The 14,887-nt window shown below is 67.4% G+C and carries 13 protein-coding genes; 5 read left to right on the forward strand and 8 right to left on the reverse strand.

Annotation, left to right across the window (positions count from 1 at the left end; all coding sequences use genetic code 11):
- The first annotated feature begins 2 nt into the window (after window positions 1-2).
- The gene (locus ADBZ9O_RS25425; protein WP_526525828.1) at window positions 3-266 is read left to right on the forward strand and encodes a mycoredoxin; all 264 of its coding nucleotides are present in this window, start codon (window positions 3-5) and stop codon (window positions 264-266) included.
- A 5-nt stretch (window positions 267-271) separates the two neighbouring features.
- Here the strand turns inward: ADBZ9O_RS25425 and nudC are convergent, their stop codons facing one another.
- Both nudC and ADBZ9O_RS25435 read right to left on the reverse strand, forming a co-directional pair.
- Window positions 272-1,261 (reverse strand): NAD(+) diphosphatase, encoded by a 990-nt coding sequence (nudC, locus tag ADBZ9O_RS25430; protein WP_526525830.1) that lies wholly within the window; start codon window positions 1,259-1,261, stop codon window positions 272-274.
- Window positions 1,194-2,276 (reverse strand): potassium channel family protein, encoded by a 1,083-nt coding sequence (locus tag ADBZ9O_RS25435; RefSeq protein WP_526525832.1) that lies wholly within the window; start codon window positions 2,274-2,276, stop codon window positions 1,194-1,196. The genes nudC and ADBZ9O_RS25435 overlap by 68 nt, the downstream gene beginning before the upstream one ends.
- A gap of 39 nt (window positions 2,277-2,315) precedes the next feature.
- On the opposite strand from ADBZ9O_RS25435, the gene ADBZ9O_RS25440 reads away from it, so the two are divergent.
- The gene (locus tag ADBZ9O_RS25440; protein ID WP_526525834.1) at window positions 2,316-2,720 is read left to right on the forward strand and encodes a DoxX-related protein; all 405 of its coding nucleotides are present in this window, start codon (window positions 2,316-2,318) and stop codon (window positions 2,718-2,720) included.
- Here ADBZ9O_RS25440 and ADBZ9O_RS25445 read toward each other — a convergent pair.
- Both ADBZ9O_RS25445 and ADBZ9O_RS25450 read right to left on the reverse strand, forming a co-directional pair.
- Window positions 2,695-6,057: an ATP-dependent helicase gene (locus ADBZ9O_RS25445; protein ID WP_526533488.1), complete on the reverse strand. Its 3,363-nt coding sequence runs from the start codon at window positions 6,055-6,057 to the stop codon at window positions 2,695-2,697. The genes ADBZ9O_RS25440 and ADBZ9O_RS25445 overlap by 26 nt on opposite strands.
- Window positions 5,988-9,062 (reverse strand): ATP-dependent helicase, encoded by a 3,075-nt coding sequence (locus ADBZ9O_RS25450; RefSeq protein WP_526533490.1) that lies wholly within the window; start codon window positions 9,060-9,062, stop codon window positions 5,988-5,990. The genes ADBZ9O_RS25445 and ADBZ9O_RS25450 overlap by 70 nt, the downstream gene beginning before the upstream one ends.
- Window positions 9,063-9,237: 175 nt before the next feature.
- On the opposite strand from ADBZ9O_RS25450, the gene ADBZ9O_RS25455 reads away from it, so the two are divergent.
- Both ADBZ9O_RS25455 and ADBZ9O_RS25460 read left to right on the forward strand, forming a co-directional pair.
- Entirely contained in the window at window positions 9,238-10,029 is a 792-nt protein-coding gene (locus ADBZ9O_RS25455) for an alpha/beta fold hydrolase (RefSeq protein ID WP_526525836.1), read from the forward strand.
- Between the two features lie 2 nt (window positions 10,030-10,031).
- On the forward strand, window positions 10,032-10,331 hold the full coding sequence (locus ADBZ9O_RS25460) for an MGMT family protein (protein WP_526525837.1): 300 nt from the start codon (window positions 10,032-10,034) through the stop codon (window positions 10,329-10,331).
- Here the strand turns inward: ADBZ9O_RS25460 and ADBZ9O_RS25465 are convergent.
- The 3 genes from ADBZ9O_RS25465 to ADBZ9O_RS25475 all read right to left on the reverse strand — a co-directional run bounded on the left by ADBZ9O_RS25465 (window position 10,328) and on the right by ADBZ9O_RS25475 (window position 13,609).
- The gene (locus ADBZ9O_RS25465) at window positions 10,328-11,182 is read right to left on the reverse strand and encodes a TIGR02569 family protein (RefSeq protein WP_526525838.1); all 855 of its coding nucleotides are present in this window, start codon (window positions 11,180-11,182) and stop codon (window positions 10,328-10,330) included. The genes ADBZ9O_RS25460 and ADBZ9O_RS25465 overlap by 4 nt on opposite strands.
- 95 nt (window positions 11,183-11,277) lie before the next feature.
- Window positions 11,278-12,459 carry an adenylyltransferase/sulfurtransferase MoeZ gene (gene moeZ / locus ADBZ9O_RS25470; RefSeq protein WP_526533492.1) on the reverse strand — a complete coding sequence of 394 codons (1,182 nt, stop codon included), beginning with the start codon at window positions 12,457-12,459 and terminating at the stop codon, window positions 11,278-11,280.
- Window positions 12,460-12,571: 112 nt separating this feature from the next.
- Window positions 12,572-13,609, reverse strand: coding sequence for a DUF3152 domain-containing protein (locus tag ADBZ9O_RS25475; RefSeq protein ID WP_526525839.1), 1,038 nt, complete (start codon window positions 13,607-13,609; stop codon window positions 12,572-12,574).
- Between the two features lie 168 nt (window positions 13,610-13,777).
- On the opposite strand from ADBZ9O_RS25475, the gene fasR reads away from it, so the two are divergent.
- Window positions 13,778-14,425: an HTH-type transcriptional activator FasR gene (fasR, locus tag ADBZ9O_RS25480; protein ID WP_526525840.1), complete on the forward strand. Its 648-nt coding sequence runs from the start codon at window positions 13,778-13,780 to the stop codon at window positions 14,423-14,425.
- On the opposite strand, the gene ADBZ9O_RS25485 is transcribed toward fasR, so the two are convergent.
- Window positions 14,412-14,672: a DUF3107 family protein gene (locus ADBZ9O_RS25485; RefSeq protein ID WP_526525842.1), complete on the reverse strand. Its 261-nt coding sequence runs from the start codon at window positions 14,670-14,672 to the stop codon at window positions 14,412-14,414. The genes fasR and ADBZ9O_RS25485 overlap by 14 nt on opposite strands.
- Window positions 14,673-14,887: the final 215 nt, after the last annotated feature.

The raw sequence follows: 14,887 nt of genomic DNA on the forward strand, positions 1-14,887 counted from the left end.
TCATGACTGCCAGCGAATCTGCGCTCACCATGTACAGCACGACGTGGTGCGGCTATTGCGCACGCCTGAAGACCGCCCTGAAATCCAAGGGCATCTCTTGGGTCGAGATCGATATCGAAGAGGACCCGTCGGCGGCGAAGTTCGTGCAGTCGGTCAACGGCGGTAATCAGACGGTGCCGACGGTGAAGTTCGCCGACGGCTCGACGATGACCAACCCGAGCATTCGCGACGTGGAAGGCAAGCTCGCCGAGCTCGGTGTCAGTTGACGTAGCTAGTCAGCCCACGCCCAGGATTCGATGATCTCCCTGGCGATCGAAATCGATCCTGGCAGAAGCAGTTTCGACTGGGTAGCGGCGGCGCTGGTCCAGTCGCCGATCTGCAGGGCGGCGCGAACCTCGTCGCGGGTGAACCAGGCGGCTTCGGCGATTTCACCATCGTTGAACGCAAAATCCTGCGCGGGATCGGCCAAGGCGTGAAAGCCCACCATCAGCGAACGCGGAAATGGCCACGGCTGGCTGCCCAGGTAGCGGATGTCGTGCACGGCAAGCCCGACCTCCTCGGCGATCTCACGGGCCACACAGGTCTCGAAGGATTCGCCGGCCTCCACGAAACCGGCCAGCAGGGAGAACATCCGCTCCGGCCACAGTGTCTGGCGGGCCAGTACCACCCGGTCGGCGCCGTCGTGCACCAGGCAGATGACGGCCGGGTCGATCCGGGGGAACTCCTCGTGACCGGTGAGAGTGTTCACCCGCGACCAGCCGGCCTTGACCGATTTTGTCGGCGCACCGTCGATCGCGCTGAACTGCGCGCTGTCATGCCAATTGAGCAGGGCGGTCGCCGAGGACACCAGCTGCGCACTCACATCGTCGAAAACCGTTCCAGCCCGGCGTAAGTCGAGCACGTGGGCCTCGACGTCCTGATCAGGGGCGGGGAGCTCGGCCCGAATCGCCCAGACATGCCTGCCGCCTTCGATGCGGCCGAGGAACACCGCCTCAGCCGGAGGTGCGTCGCCCAGGGTGGCGGTATCGCTGAGCAACACCCGACCGTCGACGATGAGGACCTGGCCGCGGCCGTCCACCCGCAACACCGCAGCATCGGCCCAGCCGGCGATGGCTGCGTCGATATCGGTGCGCAGCTGATCGGAGCGGTCGGCACCGACGCGCGACAGCAGTGGGATATTGCGGAGCTGGAAATCAGCCACGGTCTTCTCCCGCGCTGCGGATGTAGAGCAACCGGTCCCCCGTCTCAATGGAATCGACATCAGGATCGTCGACCCGCATCAGTTTGCTGTTGCGGACAACGCCGAGCACGATATCGGGCAGGTGCCGCGGTGAGCCGCCCACCTCTTTGTGCTCGACTTCCCGCTCAGCGATGGCAAACCCGGCGTCGGGAGTCAGTAGATCCTCGATCATCTCCACCACACTGGGGGTGGTGGTCGCAATGCCGAGGAGCCGGCCCGCGGTCTCCGAGGACACCACCACCGAGTCCGCACCTGACTGTTGCAGCAGATGCTGATTCTCGGCCTCCCGGATGGACGCGATGATCTGCGCTTTCGGGGCGAGTTCACGGGCGGTCAACGTCACCAGCACAGCGGTCGGATCGCTGTTGGTGGCCACGATGATGGCCTTGGCGTGCTGGGCGCCGGCCAACCTGAGCACATCGGCTTTGTTGGCGTCGCCGCGCACGGTCACCAGACCGGCCTGATTGGCCCGGTCGAGTGAGGACTGGTCGGTGTCGACGACGACGATCTCCGCGGGCGGGACACCGTCGCCGACCATCGCGGCCACCGCCGTCTTGCCCTTAGTGCCATAGCCGATGACGACGGTGTGGTTGCGCACGGAGTTCCTCCATCGCTGGATCTTGAGGGCCTGGCGCGAGGCCGCGGTCAGCGTCTCGACCGTGGTACCGATCAAGACGATCAGGAACGCCACCCGAAGTGGGGTGATCACCAGAACGTTGATCAGCCGCGCGGACGGCGTGAACGGGGTGATATCGCCGTAACCCGTGGTCGACAGTGACACCGTGGCGTAGTAGAGGCAGTCCAGGAAGGACAGCTCGTTGTCCTGGACGTCGCGGTAACCGTCCCGGTCGAGGTAGACGATGAGCACTGCGAGGAATAGCGCGGCCAGCGCGTACAGCACCCGGGTGACGATTCTGCGGGCCGGGCTGATGAACCGCTCCGGGATATGCAGGTATTCAACGAGGGCGGCATCTGGTTTGGCGGTCAGCGTCTCGTCGAAGCTGCGGAGCCGACGCCGCAACCTACTTTCGGCCACTGTGAACCCGCTCGCCGGTGCGCACGACACAATGTAACCATGACCACCACGACACTCGCCGCTCAGAGCACTCCCAGCCAGGTCCCCGCCCTCCGGATGGGCGCCATGCTGATCGGTATCGGGGTGCTGCACTTCGCCACCCCGAAGCCGTTCGACACGATCGTTCCCGTCGAATTGCCAGGCAGCGCGCGGTTCTACACCTACGCCTCCGGGGCCGCCGAGATCGTGACCGGTGCGCTGGTGTTGGCCCCGCGCACCCGGCGGTTCGGCGCCCTGGCCGCGATCGCGTTGTACATCGCGGTGCTGCCGGGCAACATCAACATGTGCCGGCTGTGGTGGGACAAGCCGTTGCACATGAAGCTCGGCGCGATCGCCCGGGTGCCGATGCAGATCCCGATGATCACCTCGGCGCTCAAGGTCAGGCGCAACGCTCCGACGCCGTAGCGGGGTCTGCGGCATCGAGCAGCGCTTCCAGTTCGGCCCGGCCCGCCAGCACGTCCGGTGTGACGGTCTGCCCGCTGCGCACATAGTGGAAGACCGCACGCACCGAGGTCTCCGGGCAGCCGTGCAGCCCGGCCCACGCCTGCCGGTACACCGCCAGCTGCACTGCCGCCTGCTGCTGCGCCTCCGCGTCATGCGGTGGCTCGCCGGTCTTCCAGTCCAGCACGGTCACCCCGCCGTCCTGGTCGGGGAACACCGCGTCGATGCGGCCGCGGATGACACGCCCGGCGAGGACCATCTCGAAGGGCACCTCGATATCGAGTGGTGTGCGCGCCGCCCACCGCGACGCCATGAAGGCGGCTTGAAGCTCGGCCAGTTCGTCGGACTCGGCGCGGCCGGTGTCGTGGTCGACCGCACCTGGCAGGTCGTCCAGATCGAACAGACGGTCGGCCCCGTAGAAACGTTGCACCCAATCGTGAAAAGCGGTGCCGAGCAACGCATGAGGGTCGGGCCGCACCGGAATCCGCCTGCGTAGGCGCTGCGCGGCGCCGACCGGGTCACGGCCAAGATCGACCAGGCTGCTCACCGAGAGCTGCGCAGGCAGAGCCGACGGCGCCGGTGCACCTTCTTGGCTGCGGGCGCGTTCGGCCAGCAGCGCATCCACATCGGCGGCCCAATTGAACGGATCGGGCAGCGGTGCCGGCTCTGTCTCGGACATGGCCGCCGCGACCAGAGCCGCACCGCGATCGACATCCGCACGAAGCGAACCCATCGGGTCGGCGGGCCACATGGCCTCGACGACGTTATCGCGCAACGGGTTCGGTTCGCCGTCGGCGGGCGCGGCGGCCCACTGCTCCACCTCGCCGCAGGGCCTGCCGTCGGCCGCCGCCGCTTCGATGATGTCCTTGAGCTCGCACAGGAAATCCGACGGGCCACGTGGCTTGCTGTCGGTGGCCCCCCAGTGGTGACCGGATAACAGCAGGGTGTCCTCGGCTCGGGTGATCGCGACGTACAGCAGCCGGCGTTCCTCGTCGACCCGTCGCTGGTCGAGCAACTTGCGGTGCTCGGCGATGGTGTCCGACAGCTGCTTTCGGTTGGTCACCGCCGAGGTGTCCAGCACCGGTACGCCGTACGGACCGAGCTGGGCCCGATCACCGCGCAGCAGCGGTGGCAGATCGGCGGCGTCGGTGAGCCATGTGCGGTTGGATGCGGTGGACGGGAACACCCGCGCCGACAGGTGTGGCACCGCGACGATCTGCCACTCCAGCCCTTTGGCCGCGTGCACGGTCAGGATCTGCACCCGGTTCTGCGCGACGGTCACCTCGGCGGGTGCCAATCCGTTCTCGACGATATGCGCGGCATCGAGGTACGCGAGCAATCCGTGAATGTCGTTGCGGGCCGGGTTGCTTCGCTGTGCGTAGCCGTCGACGATATCGGCGAAGGCGTCTAGCTGTTCACCGCCCGTCGCGCCATCGGCCGCCCCCCGCAGGGCGCGCACCTCGACATCGACACCGAGTAAGCGGCGTACCTCGGCGACGAGATCGTTCAGTGAGTGGTCCAGGTGTCCCCGCAGGGCAGTCAATTCATCGGCGAGTGCACAGATACGGCCATACCCAGCAACGGAATACCCGTCGGCACTGCCGGGGTCATTGATCGCGTCGGCCAGGCAGGCGCTATCGGCATCGGGGGCCAGCTGTGCGACGATCTGCTCTGCGGTCGCCATCCCGGCGGCAGGGCGGTGATCAAGAGTGCGCGCCCGACGCCACAGTGCAGCGATATCTCGGCCACCGAGGCGCCAGCGCGGACCGGTGAGCACCCGCATTGCCGCCGCGCCCGCGGCGGGGTCTGCCACGAGCCGCAACATCGCCACGACATCGGCGACCTCATCGACGGCCAGCAGGCCGGCCAGCCCGACGACCTCCACCGGTACCCCGCGGGCCCGGAGCGCATCGGCGATGGGCGCAGAATCAGCGTTGCGGCGCACCAGGACCGCGGCCGTGGTCGGCGAGTCACCATCGCTGTTGAAGCGCCCAGCGATGTGATCTGCCAACCACTCTCGTTCCGCGGCAACATCGGAGAGCAGCGCGCAGGCGACGGTCCCGGGCTCGGCGCCTGGGCGGGCCCGCAGCTCACGCACGGCTACCGAGCGGCGGCGAGCCTCGGCGGACACCGCATTGGCCACCGCCAGCGTGCTCGGCGGGTTACGCCAGCTGGTACGCAATTCCAGGGTCGGTGCCGGGGCGCCGTCCGCAGTGGGGAAATCGGTGGTGAACCGCGGCAGGTTGGTCGCCGATGCGCCGCGCCAGCCGTAGATCGATTGGATGGGGTCGCCGACCGCAGTGAGCGCGAGACCGTCATCGACCCCACCACCGAACAAGGCGGACAACGCAATTCGTTGCGCGTGACCGGTGTCCTGATATTCGTCGAGCAGCACCACCCGGTAGCGTTCCCGCAGCTGGGCGCCGACCTGCGGTGCCTGCACAGCCAGCCGGGCCGCGGCCGACATCTGCATACCGAAGTCCATGGCTTTCTCGTCACGCAGGCGCTGGTGCAACGCATCGATCAGCGGCACCAGTTCGGTGCGTTCGGTCTGTGTGGCCAGCATCCGCAGTAACCACTGGCTGGGACCGCGGTCACGCTGATAGGGGCCCGCGGGCAGCGTGTGCACCAGCCGCTCCAATTCCAGATGGGTGTCACGCAGTTGATCGGTGGTGACGAGATGTTCGGCGAGCTCACCGGACAGACGCAGCACCATCGACGTGATGGACGCGGGTGTCTTATCGGTATTCAGCTCGCCCTGGTAATTGCAGACCACGTCGAAAGCCAACTGCCACAACTCGGTTTCGCTGAGCAGCCGGGTGTCCGGTTCGACAGGCAGCAGCAGACCATGGTCGCGCAGCAGGGCACCGGCGAACGCGTGGTAGGTGCTGACCCGAACCGTCTCCGAGATGCCGTCGACCACCGGCGTCACACCGGCCAGACCGGCCCCGGCGAGCCGGGCCAGCCGCGACCGCACCCTGCGCAGCAGCTGACCGGCCGCCTTGCGGGTGAACGTCAGACCCAGCACCTGAGCGGGGTCTGCGTAACCGTTGGCGACCAGCCATACCACCCGCGCCGCCATCGTCTCGGTCTTCCCCGCCCCCGCACCCGCGATGACCACCAGCGGACCTGTCGGAGCGGCGATGACGGCGGCCTGCTCATCGGTGGGCTGGTGAAGGCCAAGTGCGGCAGCCAGTTCGGCGGGACTGTAGCGCGGACTCGGTGACGGTGTCACTGCATCTCCTGCGAGGTCGGAACGGTGTGGGCGGGGCAGGCGGGTCGCACCGGGCAGTGCGTGCAGCCATCGTTGCGTCGCGCCACGAACTGCGGGCCCGCGGTCGCCGCGGCGGCCCGGTGCACTTCTGCCTTCCAGTCCGCCAACGCCTCTGGGGTCAACGGGTCCTGCGCGCGCTCGGTGGCACCGTTGGCCCCGCTTTTGGCGACGTACACCAGCTTGCCCCCACCGGGTTGGTCGCCGTGCGGAAGCAGACCTTCAGCCACGGCAAGCTGATACGCCGCCAGCTGGGCGTGGCGCTGCGCGTCATCCTTGGTCACCGGACTCTTACCGGTCTTGACATCGACGATGACCAGACCCCCCGCGGCGTCACGTTCGAGGCGGTCAACCCGGCCGCGAATCCGGACATCCGGTCCGCCCTCGCCGTCGTCGTGCAACACACCGTCGACCTCGACTTCGGTGCCCACCTCGGTCAGCTCGCGACGACTCTGTTCGCGCCACTGGGTGAACGTCGCCAGCATGACCTGATGGCGGTTGAGCTCGTTGCGCGCAAACCACTCCGACTCAAACGGCAACTGGCGCCACAACGTGTCGAGTTCGACCATCAGTTGCGCTTCGGATTTGCCGGGCTGGGCGATCAGCGCATGCACCAACGAGCCGATGGTGGAACGCAACTCGCGGGCATCGGCACCGCCGTGGCGTTCCATCAGCCACCGCAGCGGGCAGTCCTGCAGGGTCTGCAATGTCGAGGGTGACAGGGTCACCACCGCATCGGGGCCGCTCTCCCATAGCGGCGCGTCGGTGCTGACAGGAACCATCGAATACCAGCAGGCGGGGTCCGCACCGGGCACACCCGCTGCCGCAAGCCGCGCCAATTGATTTGCCGCACAGGATCGTTCGGCATCACTGACACGGCCATCGGGTGCGCAGACGACGCCGCGCAACTTGCCCACCACCGCCGGGACCGACAGCACCTGGGGTGCGACCACCGGCGGTGGCAACTCGACGGGGACACCGTCGGCGGTGCCGAAGCGGGCGATATCGTAGAAAAACGGTGACGGCACAACCATCTCATCGGAGTCGCCCGCGGTCCCGTCGACCGCGGTGACGACCAGCCGGTCCCTGGCCCGGCCCATCGCAGCGATCAATAGGCGCCGCTCTTCGGCGACCAGCGGTGCCGTGAGTGAGACATCACCGGTGATCCCGCCAAGCACGTCGAGCAACCGCTGGGTGCCCAGAATGCCGCCGCGCGGAACGGTGTTGGGCCACAACCCTTCCTGCAGCCCGGCGATCACCACGACAGCCCAGTCGCCGTCGAGCGCCTGGTGCGGGCTGAGCACCGCCACCGCTTCCGGTGTCTCGACAGGCTCGGTGGCAGCCGCCGGCAGCTGCAACGCAGCGATATGGTCGACCAGCCCCGACACCGACGCCCCCGCGGTGCGTGAGACGAACTGGTCGGTGATATCGAACAGCGCGGTCACCGCGTCCAGATCTGCCGCAGCCCGCAGGCCGCCCTGGCCGCTGCGCTCGCTGGCGGTCAGCAGCCAGCGGGCCAGGCTGCTGCGCTGCCACGCCTGCCACAGCGCCGATCGAGGATCCTGGGCGGCTGCGGTAGCAGCCAGCACCGCCGCGACCCGGCGCAGCGGTTTGGCATGCGACGGCGACAACGCGTCGGGGACACCACCGGTCAAGGCACCGACGAGCAGGTCACCGAAATCGCGTGGCGGCTCGGCACCGTCGATGCGGCGCAGCGACCGGCGCAGCTGACGCAACGACACCGGATCCATCCGGCCGATCGGCCCGGTGAGCAATGCCAACGCATGATCGCCGGTAAGCCCGTTGGCCGTTGCGGTCAGCACCGCCAACAACGCCCGCACGGTGGCGTTGTCCAGGAGCGGGCCATGCGTCGACGACGGCGCCACCGGGACGCCGGCCCCGGCGAGCGCGCGCGGCAGTGCGGCCGCCCTGGGCACAGACCGGACGATGACGGCCATCTGCGACCACGGCACCCCGTCGATGAGGTGGGCCCGCCGAAGGGTATCGGCAACCAAAGCGCCCTCGGCATGCTCGGAGGCGGCCAGCAGAGCGCTGACCGCGCCGGCATCAGTCCTGGTGCTGTGAAGTTCGCGATGGGACGTACCGCCGGGCAGCTGCGCAACCAGGCCGGTGATGGCCCGCGCGATCTCCGGCACGCAGCGCGAGGTGGCGTCCAAGGTGATCGACGGTGACGAATCAGACAGCAGGAGAGCCGGATCCGCACCGCGGAACCCGAAAACCGTCTGGTGCGGATCCCCTGCGATGACCGCCGTCTCGGCCCCCGCCGCGAGCAGGCGGACCAGCCGGGCGGCCTGAGGATCGAGATGCTGGGCGTCGTCGACGAGCAAGGTGGAGATGCGGCTGTGCTCGGCGGCCAACAGATCAGGATCGGTGGCGAATGCTTCCAGCGCGGCGCCGACCAGCTCGGCCGCGCCCAACGCCGGAACCGTCGCCTGTGGGGCGGCCATCCCTACCGCGGCCCGCAACAGCATCACTTGTTCGTACTGCTGGGCGAAGCGGCCCGCGGCGGACCACTCCGGGCGTCCCGACAACCGCCCCACCCGCTGCAGCTGCAACGGGTCGATCCCGCGCTCGGCGCAGCGCGCCAGCAGGTCCCGCAGTTCGTTGGCGAAACCCGCGGTGCCCAGTGCCACCCGCAGCTCCGGCGGCCATGCCGAGGCGCCGTCCTCGATATCGCCGGCCAGGAGCTCGCGGATGATGCCGTCCTGTTCGGCGCCGGTGATCAGCCGTGGCGGCGGATCGCCCGCCCGTTGGGCCGCCAACCGCAGCACCGCGAACGCGAAGGCATGTACCGAACGCACCAGCGGTTGGCGTATCACCGCGCGATCCGGGTGCGCCGCGAGCAGTTCGGTGGTCAGTGCGCTGCGGGCGCGTGCGCCCAACCGTCCCGAACCGGTCAGCAACAGAACTGATTCCGGGTCGGCGTCGGCGGCTATCCGGGCTGCCGCGATATCGAGGAGCAGGCTGCTCTTCCCGGTGCCGGGACCACCGAGTACGCGAACCGTGCCACGCATGTGCGGGTCGAGCACCGCAGACACTGCCGCATCCCAGCGACGGACCCCGGCGACCGGCGCGGTGCGATGAGATGGTGCGGTGGTGGCGGGGCTGAGCATGTAGGCATGACATCACGAGGCTCCGACAAGTTTGCCCCGTCTGATTTCACACCGGCTGAGCTGGCACCATCTACGTGTGACCGCGAACCTCAACGTGTACCGCTACGGCCCGCAGGGGCCGACCCGCGTCCTGGCCATCCACGGGTTGACCGGCCACGGCCGGCGGTGGCAGAGCCTGGCGGACGCGCACCTGTCCGATATCGCCATCGCCGCTCCCGACCTGTTGGGCCACGGTCGGTCGCCGTGGTCGGCGCCGTGGACGATCGATGCCAATGCCGCAGCACTGGCCAAAGTTCTCGATGACACCGCGGCGGCCACTGAACCTGCAGTGGTGGTGGCACATTCGTTCGGTGGTGCCGTCGCGCTTCAGCTGGCGGCCAGCCGGCCCGACCTGGTGGCCGCGCTGGTGCTGCTGGATCCCGCGGTCGGACTCGACGGCGGGTGGATGGCCGATATTGCCGAGGAGATGTTCGCCTCCCCCGATTACACCGACCGTGCCGAAGCCCGCAGCGAGAAGGCCTCCGGATCCTGGGGCGAGGTGGACGAGGCGCTGCTGGAAGCCGACCTCGACGAGCATCTGATCACGCTGCCCAACGGCCGGGTCGGCTGGCGGATCAGCATTCCGGCGATGATGTCGTACTGGAGCCAGCTGGCTCGCGATATCGTCCTGCCCCCCAAGGGGATTCCGACCACTTTGGTACGTGCGACCCGGACGTCACCACCATATGTCTCCGAGGCGCTGACAACTGCCCTTCGCGAGCGTCTCGGCGACGACTTCTCGCTGCTGGACATGGACTGCGATCACATGGTGGCCGAGGCCAGGCCAGCGGAGACCGCAGCGCTCATCCGCGAGCAGCTGAGCCGGTAGCGATGGCCCCCATCACCGACGATCAGGTGGAACGCGTCCGGGCCCTGGTGGCCTCGATCCCGTCGGGTCGAGTCGCCACCTATGGTGATATCGCTTCCGCCGCAGGGCTTTCCAGCCCCCGCATCGTGGGCTGGATCATGCGGACCGATTCGTCGGACCTGCCGTGGCACCGGGTGATCACCGCATCGGGACGGCCCGCCGCCCACCTGGTCAGCCGCCAGCTCGAATTACTGCGCACCGAAGGTGTGCTCGCCGACGACGGCCGGGTACCGCTGCGTGAGGTCCGGCATCAGTTCGACTAGAGAGCCAGGCGTACCAGGGCCGCGGTGCGCGCCAGTCCCGGAAACGCCGATGCCGTCGCGCGCGGATGCAACGCATGCACGGCAAGGCGGAACATCAAGGCGCGCAACAACATCTGCGGCCATTCGGGCAGTGGCGTCCACCGCTCGATCAGGCCGTCGTCGGCCTCACCCCAGGCCAGCGAGTCGACGACCACCACGCCTGCCGCCCAGGCCGCAGGCCGCCAGTACGGAGTGATATCGGTGATGCCTGGGGCGGCGGTACCCGCGAAAAGCACTGTGCCGTAAAGATCGCCGTGTACCAGCTGATTCGGGCTCTTCGTCGGCTTGCGCAACGTGGCCAGCTGGTTGATCAGGTCCACCGAACGCTGACCATCGGTAGAACCCGGCGAGACGCGCGCACCCGCAGGCAGCGAGTGCAGCGGACGCTCCTCCCAGGCCGCGCGGTCCGCGGCGATGAAGACATCCACGTCCGCCCAGGGAGCCACCGGCGGCTGCGTCAGGAACCGGGGACGCTCCAGCTTGGCGGTGGCCTCATGCAGGCGAACGGCCGACGAGACCACCTCGTCGTGCCTGGGCTCGGGGGTGCCTGCGACGAACGTGTCGCCGCGCCACCCCGCCACCACATACCGACCGTCGGTCGAGCGCACCGGGCGGGCCAGCCGGACACCGTCGACGAACAGTGTTTCTCTGACTTTCGCCGACCAGGCCGCGCGGGCATGGTCGGCGACCATCGACAGAACCACTTCGCCGCAGCGCCAGCCACCCTCCCAGCCTGCCCCTAGGGCGACCGGCTCGGTTCCGTTGATCCCAAACGCCGCCAGTACATGGTCAGGCGGTCGCTCGGCACTCACCCCGTCAGCCTATAGGTGCGGGCGGCCTGATTCGTGGCGCTGACCAGCTGTGTCGCGCAATCGGCGCGCAGACTTTTACCTCGGCGACAATTCGCTCAGTACATCACCATGTCGGGCTCGTACTGCTTGGCCCATGCCGTGATTCCGCCCTGCAGATGCACCGCGTCGGCGAAGCCGGCCTTCTTGACCGCTGCCAACGCCTCCGCAGACCGGACACCGGTCTTGCAGTACAGCACCTGCACCCGGTCCTGCGGCAACTTCGACAGACCGCTTCCCGACTCCAGGCTGGACTTGGGGATCAGCTGTGCCCCATCGATGTGGTTGATCTCCCATTCGACGGGCTCCCGCACATCGATGAGCGCGATTTTCTTCCCGGAATCCAGCAGCTCGCGCAGCTGCCGCGGGGTGATGGTCGAATCGGCTGCCGCCGCGACGGCGTCATCGGAGACGACACCGCAGAACGCTTCGTAGTCGATCAGGCCGGTGATCGTCGGGGTGGTCGGATCCTTGCGAATCGTGATGGTCCGGTAGGTCATCTCCAGCGCGTCGTAGATCATCAGACGCCCGAGCAGGGTGTCCCCGATACCGGTGATCAGCTTGATCGCCTCGGTACCCATCACCGACGCGATGGACGCGCACAGGATGCCCAGCACGCCACCCTCGGCGCACGACGGCACCATTCCCGGTGGCGGCGGCTCGGGATAGAGGTCGCGGTAGTTCAGGCCGCGCTTGTCGCCGGCCGAGCCGTCGGGCGCGTCCTCCCAGAACACCGACACCTGACCCTGGAAGCGGTAGATGGAGCCCCAGACGTAGGGCTTGCCCGCCAGCACCGCAGCGTCATTGACCAGATATCGGGTGGCGAAGTTATCGGTGCCGTCGATGATCAGGTCGTACTGGGCGAACAGTGCCACGGCGTTATCGGGTTCCAGCCGTAGCTCGTGCAGCACCACGTTGACCAGCGAATTGAGCTCCAATATCGAATCGCGCGCGCTCTGCGCCTTCGGCCTGCCGATATCGGACTGGCCGTGGATGATCTGGCGTTGCAGATTGGACTCGTCGACCACGTCGAACTCGACGATGCCGATGGTCCCGACGCCCGCAGCGGCCAAGTACAGCAGCGTCGGCGAACCGAGCCCGCCGGCGCCGATCACCAGCACCTTCGCGTTCTTCAGACGTTTCTGCCCGTCCACACCCAGGTCGGGGATGATCAGATGCCTGCTGTAGCGCGCAACTTCGTCGCGGGTCAGTTCTGTAGCTGGTGCGACCAGTGGCGGCAACTTTTCCCTCGGCGCAGACACCGGCGTCTCCTTGAGTTGACTTCCCACAAGAGTCAGGCGCTGCCCAACTGCCTGACTCCTCACCCTCCTCGTTCCTCGGCGAGATCGGTCGTCATGCGATCGGATACGGCCAGGGGTTGAACCGGCACGTCTTACCGTCGGCCTTGACCCATTCGGGGTCGAATTTGGAGGCGTCATCATCGGAGGTGGAGAACGTCTGCTGCATCATCACCGGCGCGAGGGCGCCGTTGGCGTCACACGGTTCGTGGTGCTCGTAGCCGATCGCGTGGCCGACCTCGTGGTTGATCAGATACTGACGGTACGAGCCCACGTCGCCCTGGAACGGCAGGGCACCACGCACCCACCGCGCCTCGTTGATGAACACCCGCGGCTGCGCGGTACTACCGTCAGCCGGACTGTAAACCGGGTTATAGCAAGATGATTCGAGGGGGATGTCGTAACCGCAACCCTCGCGGACCGTCATCGGGGACGTCAGCGACACGCGGAAATCCGGTTCACCACTGTCGATTCGGGTGAACGCGAACTGCGGGTCATGCGTCCAGCTCTTGGGATTGCTCAAGGTGCGGCTGACCATCTGGGCGAAACCGTCGTCGCCACCGAACGATGTGGTGTCCAGGCCGTCCTCGACCTCGACGGTGTAGGTGAACACCTTCGCGGTGCCCTGACCGGCCTGCGGCTCGACGCCGGGCACGATATGCCAGGTCTTGGCACCCGCCTCGGTGAACGGACCACCGTCGGGCAGGATCCCGGTGGGCAGGTTGGCGTCGAACTGGGTCAGGCCGCGCGGTGGGGCCCCGATGATTTTGGTGCCCTGCACGCCGATGGTCGGCGGCCCGTGCACCGCGTAGGCGGCGGCGGGCGGCGGCACCGACGTCCCGGTCACCGTCTGATAGATCACCATGCCGGTCACGACCATAAGAATCGGTATCGCATACGCGCGCCAGCCGTAGGTGGAGACAAAGCGGCCGAGCCAGGTCTGCTTGCGCCAGCGTTGGTGTTCATCGCGGTTGGACCTGACGCGACCAGAGTCACTGGCCAGCGGATCACGTTGTGCGCGCAGCGGCTCCCGCCACTCGTTGCGCAGCACCGGTGCGCGGCTCCCCCCGCGGCGCCCCGGGTCGTAGGTCACCGATCAAGAATGGCACAGTCCACTGCCCAGGCACTTCTCGGCGCGCCCGGCCATGGCACACGACCTGCCTATCGGTGCTCTTGCACATTCCAGTAGTAGGGTCGATCCGATGAGCGGCTGCATGAGAACGCACCTGGCCGACTCAGACCAATGCAGATAGAGGACTAGATGAGCGATCTCGCCAATGCGGCCGGACGGCGAGGAGCTGGAGCAGGCAGGCGCGGCAACCGGCTCCCCCGCGATGAGCGGCGCGGCCAACTGCTCGAAGCTGCCAGCGACGTTTTCGTCGACCGCGGATATCACGCTGCGGGAATGGACGAGATCGCCGACCGCGCCGGGGTCAGCAAACCCGTGCTGTACCAACACTTCGTCAGCAAGCTGGAGTTGTACCTGGCCGTGCTGGCGCGGCACGTGGAGAACCTTGTCTCCGGCGTTCGTCAGGCACTGCGCACCACCACCGATAACCGGCAGCGGGTACGCGCGGCGGTGCATGCGTTTTTCGATTTCGTCGAGCAGGACGGCCAGGGCTATCGGCTGATCTTCGAAAACGACTACGTCACCGAGCCTCAGGTGTCACTGCAGGTGAAAGTGGCCACCGAATCGTGCACCGATGCGGTGTTCGACCTGATCAGCCACGACTCGGGGCTGGACCCGCACCGCGCACGGATGATCGCGGTCGGTCTGGTCAGCATCAGCGTCGACTCGGCGCGCTACTGGTTGGACAATGAGCGGCCGATCACCAAGGACGACGCCGTGGAGGGCACGGTGCAGTTCATTTGGGGCGGCCTGTCCCACGTGCCCCTTACTCGCTCGTAACGGGCGCGGTCACCGGGCCGCTCCCGACACCGAAGCCGACGCGGCGGCCGTCCGCAGCACCGATCTCCACATAGGAGACTTTGGCTGCCTGCACCAGGAACCGGCGACCCTTGTCGTCGGTGAGGCTCAGTACCTCTGATCCCTTGGCCAGGCCGGCGGTCACCACCTTCTCCAGCTCATCGGGTGTCTGCGTGCTGTTGAAAAACAGTTCGCGCGGACTATCCGTGATACCGATCTTGACCTCCACGCGTGACCCTTTCCATTCGTGAGCGTTACTGCAAGCAGGCTAGTGGACGCGGGCACCCTCGGTTCGCAGCAGGCGTTCGCGGTCAGCGAATCAACGGGTCGACCAGCCGCGATATCGGCCCGATTTCGCTGCGCGGTGGCGCCGACACGCGCGCTCACTGCGCCTGGGGTGCCGCAGGCCCGATACGATCGTGTTCAACAAGTGACAGAAGTGGC

The sequence above is a fragment of the Mycobacterium sp. genome, assembly GCF_965229105.1.
GTDB lineage: Bacteria > Actinomycetota > Actinomycetes > Mycobacteriales > Mycobacteriaceae > Mycobacterium.

Coding starts and splice junctions, on each gene's coding strand:
- ADBZ9O_RS25425 (WP_526525828.1), top strand. CDS start 3: ATGACTGCCAGCGAATCTGCGCTCACCATGTACAGCACGACGTGGTGC.
- ADBZ9O_RS25460 (WP_526525837.1), top strand. CDS start 10,032: ATGGCCCCCATCACCGACGATCAGGTGGAACGCGTCCGGGCCCTGGTG.
- nudC (WP_526525830.1), bottom strand. CDS start 1,261: ATGTCGATTCCATTGAGACGGGGGACCGGTTGCTCTACATCCGCAGCG.
- ADBZ9O_RS25450 (WP_526533490.1), bottom strand. CDS start 9,062: ATGCGTGGCACGGTTCGCGTACTCGGTGGTCCCGGCACCGGGAAGAGC.
- fasR (WP_526525840.1), top strand. CDS start 13,778: ATGAGCGATCTCGCCAATGCGGCCGGACGGCGAGGAGCTGGAGCAGGC.
- ADBZ9O_RS25440 (WP_526525834.1), top strand. CDS start 2,316: ATGACCACCACGACACTCGCCGCTCAGAGCACTCCCAGCCAGGTCCCC.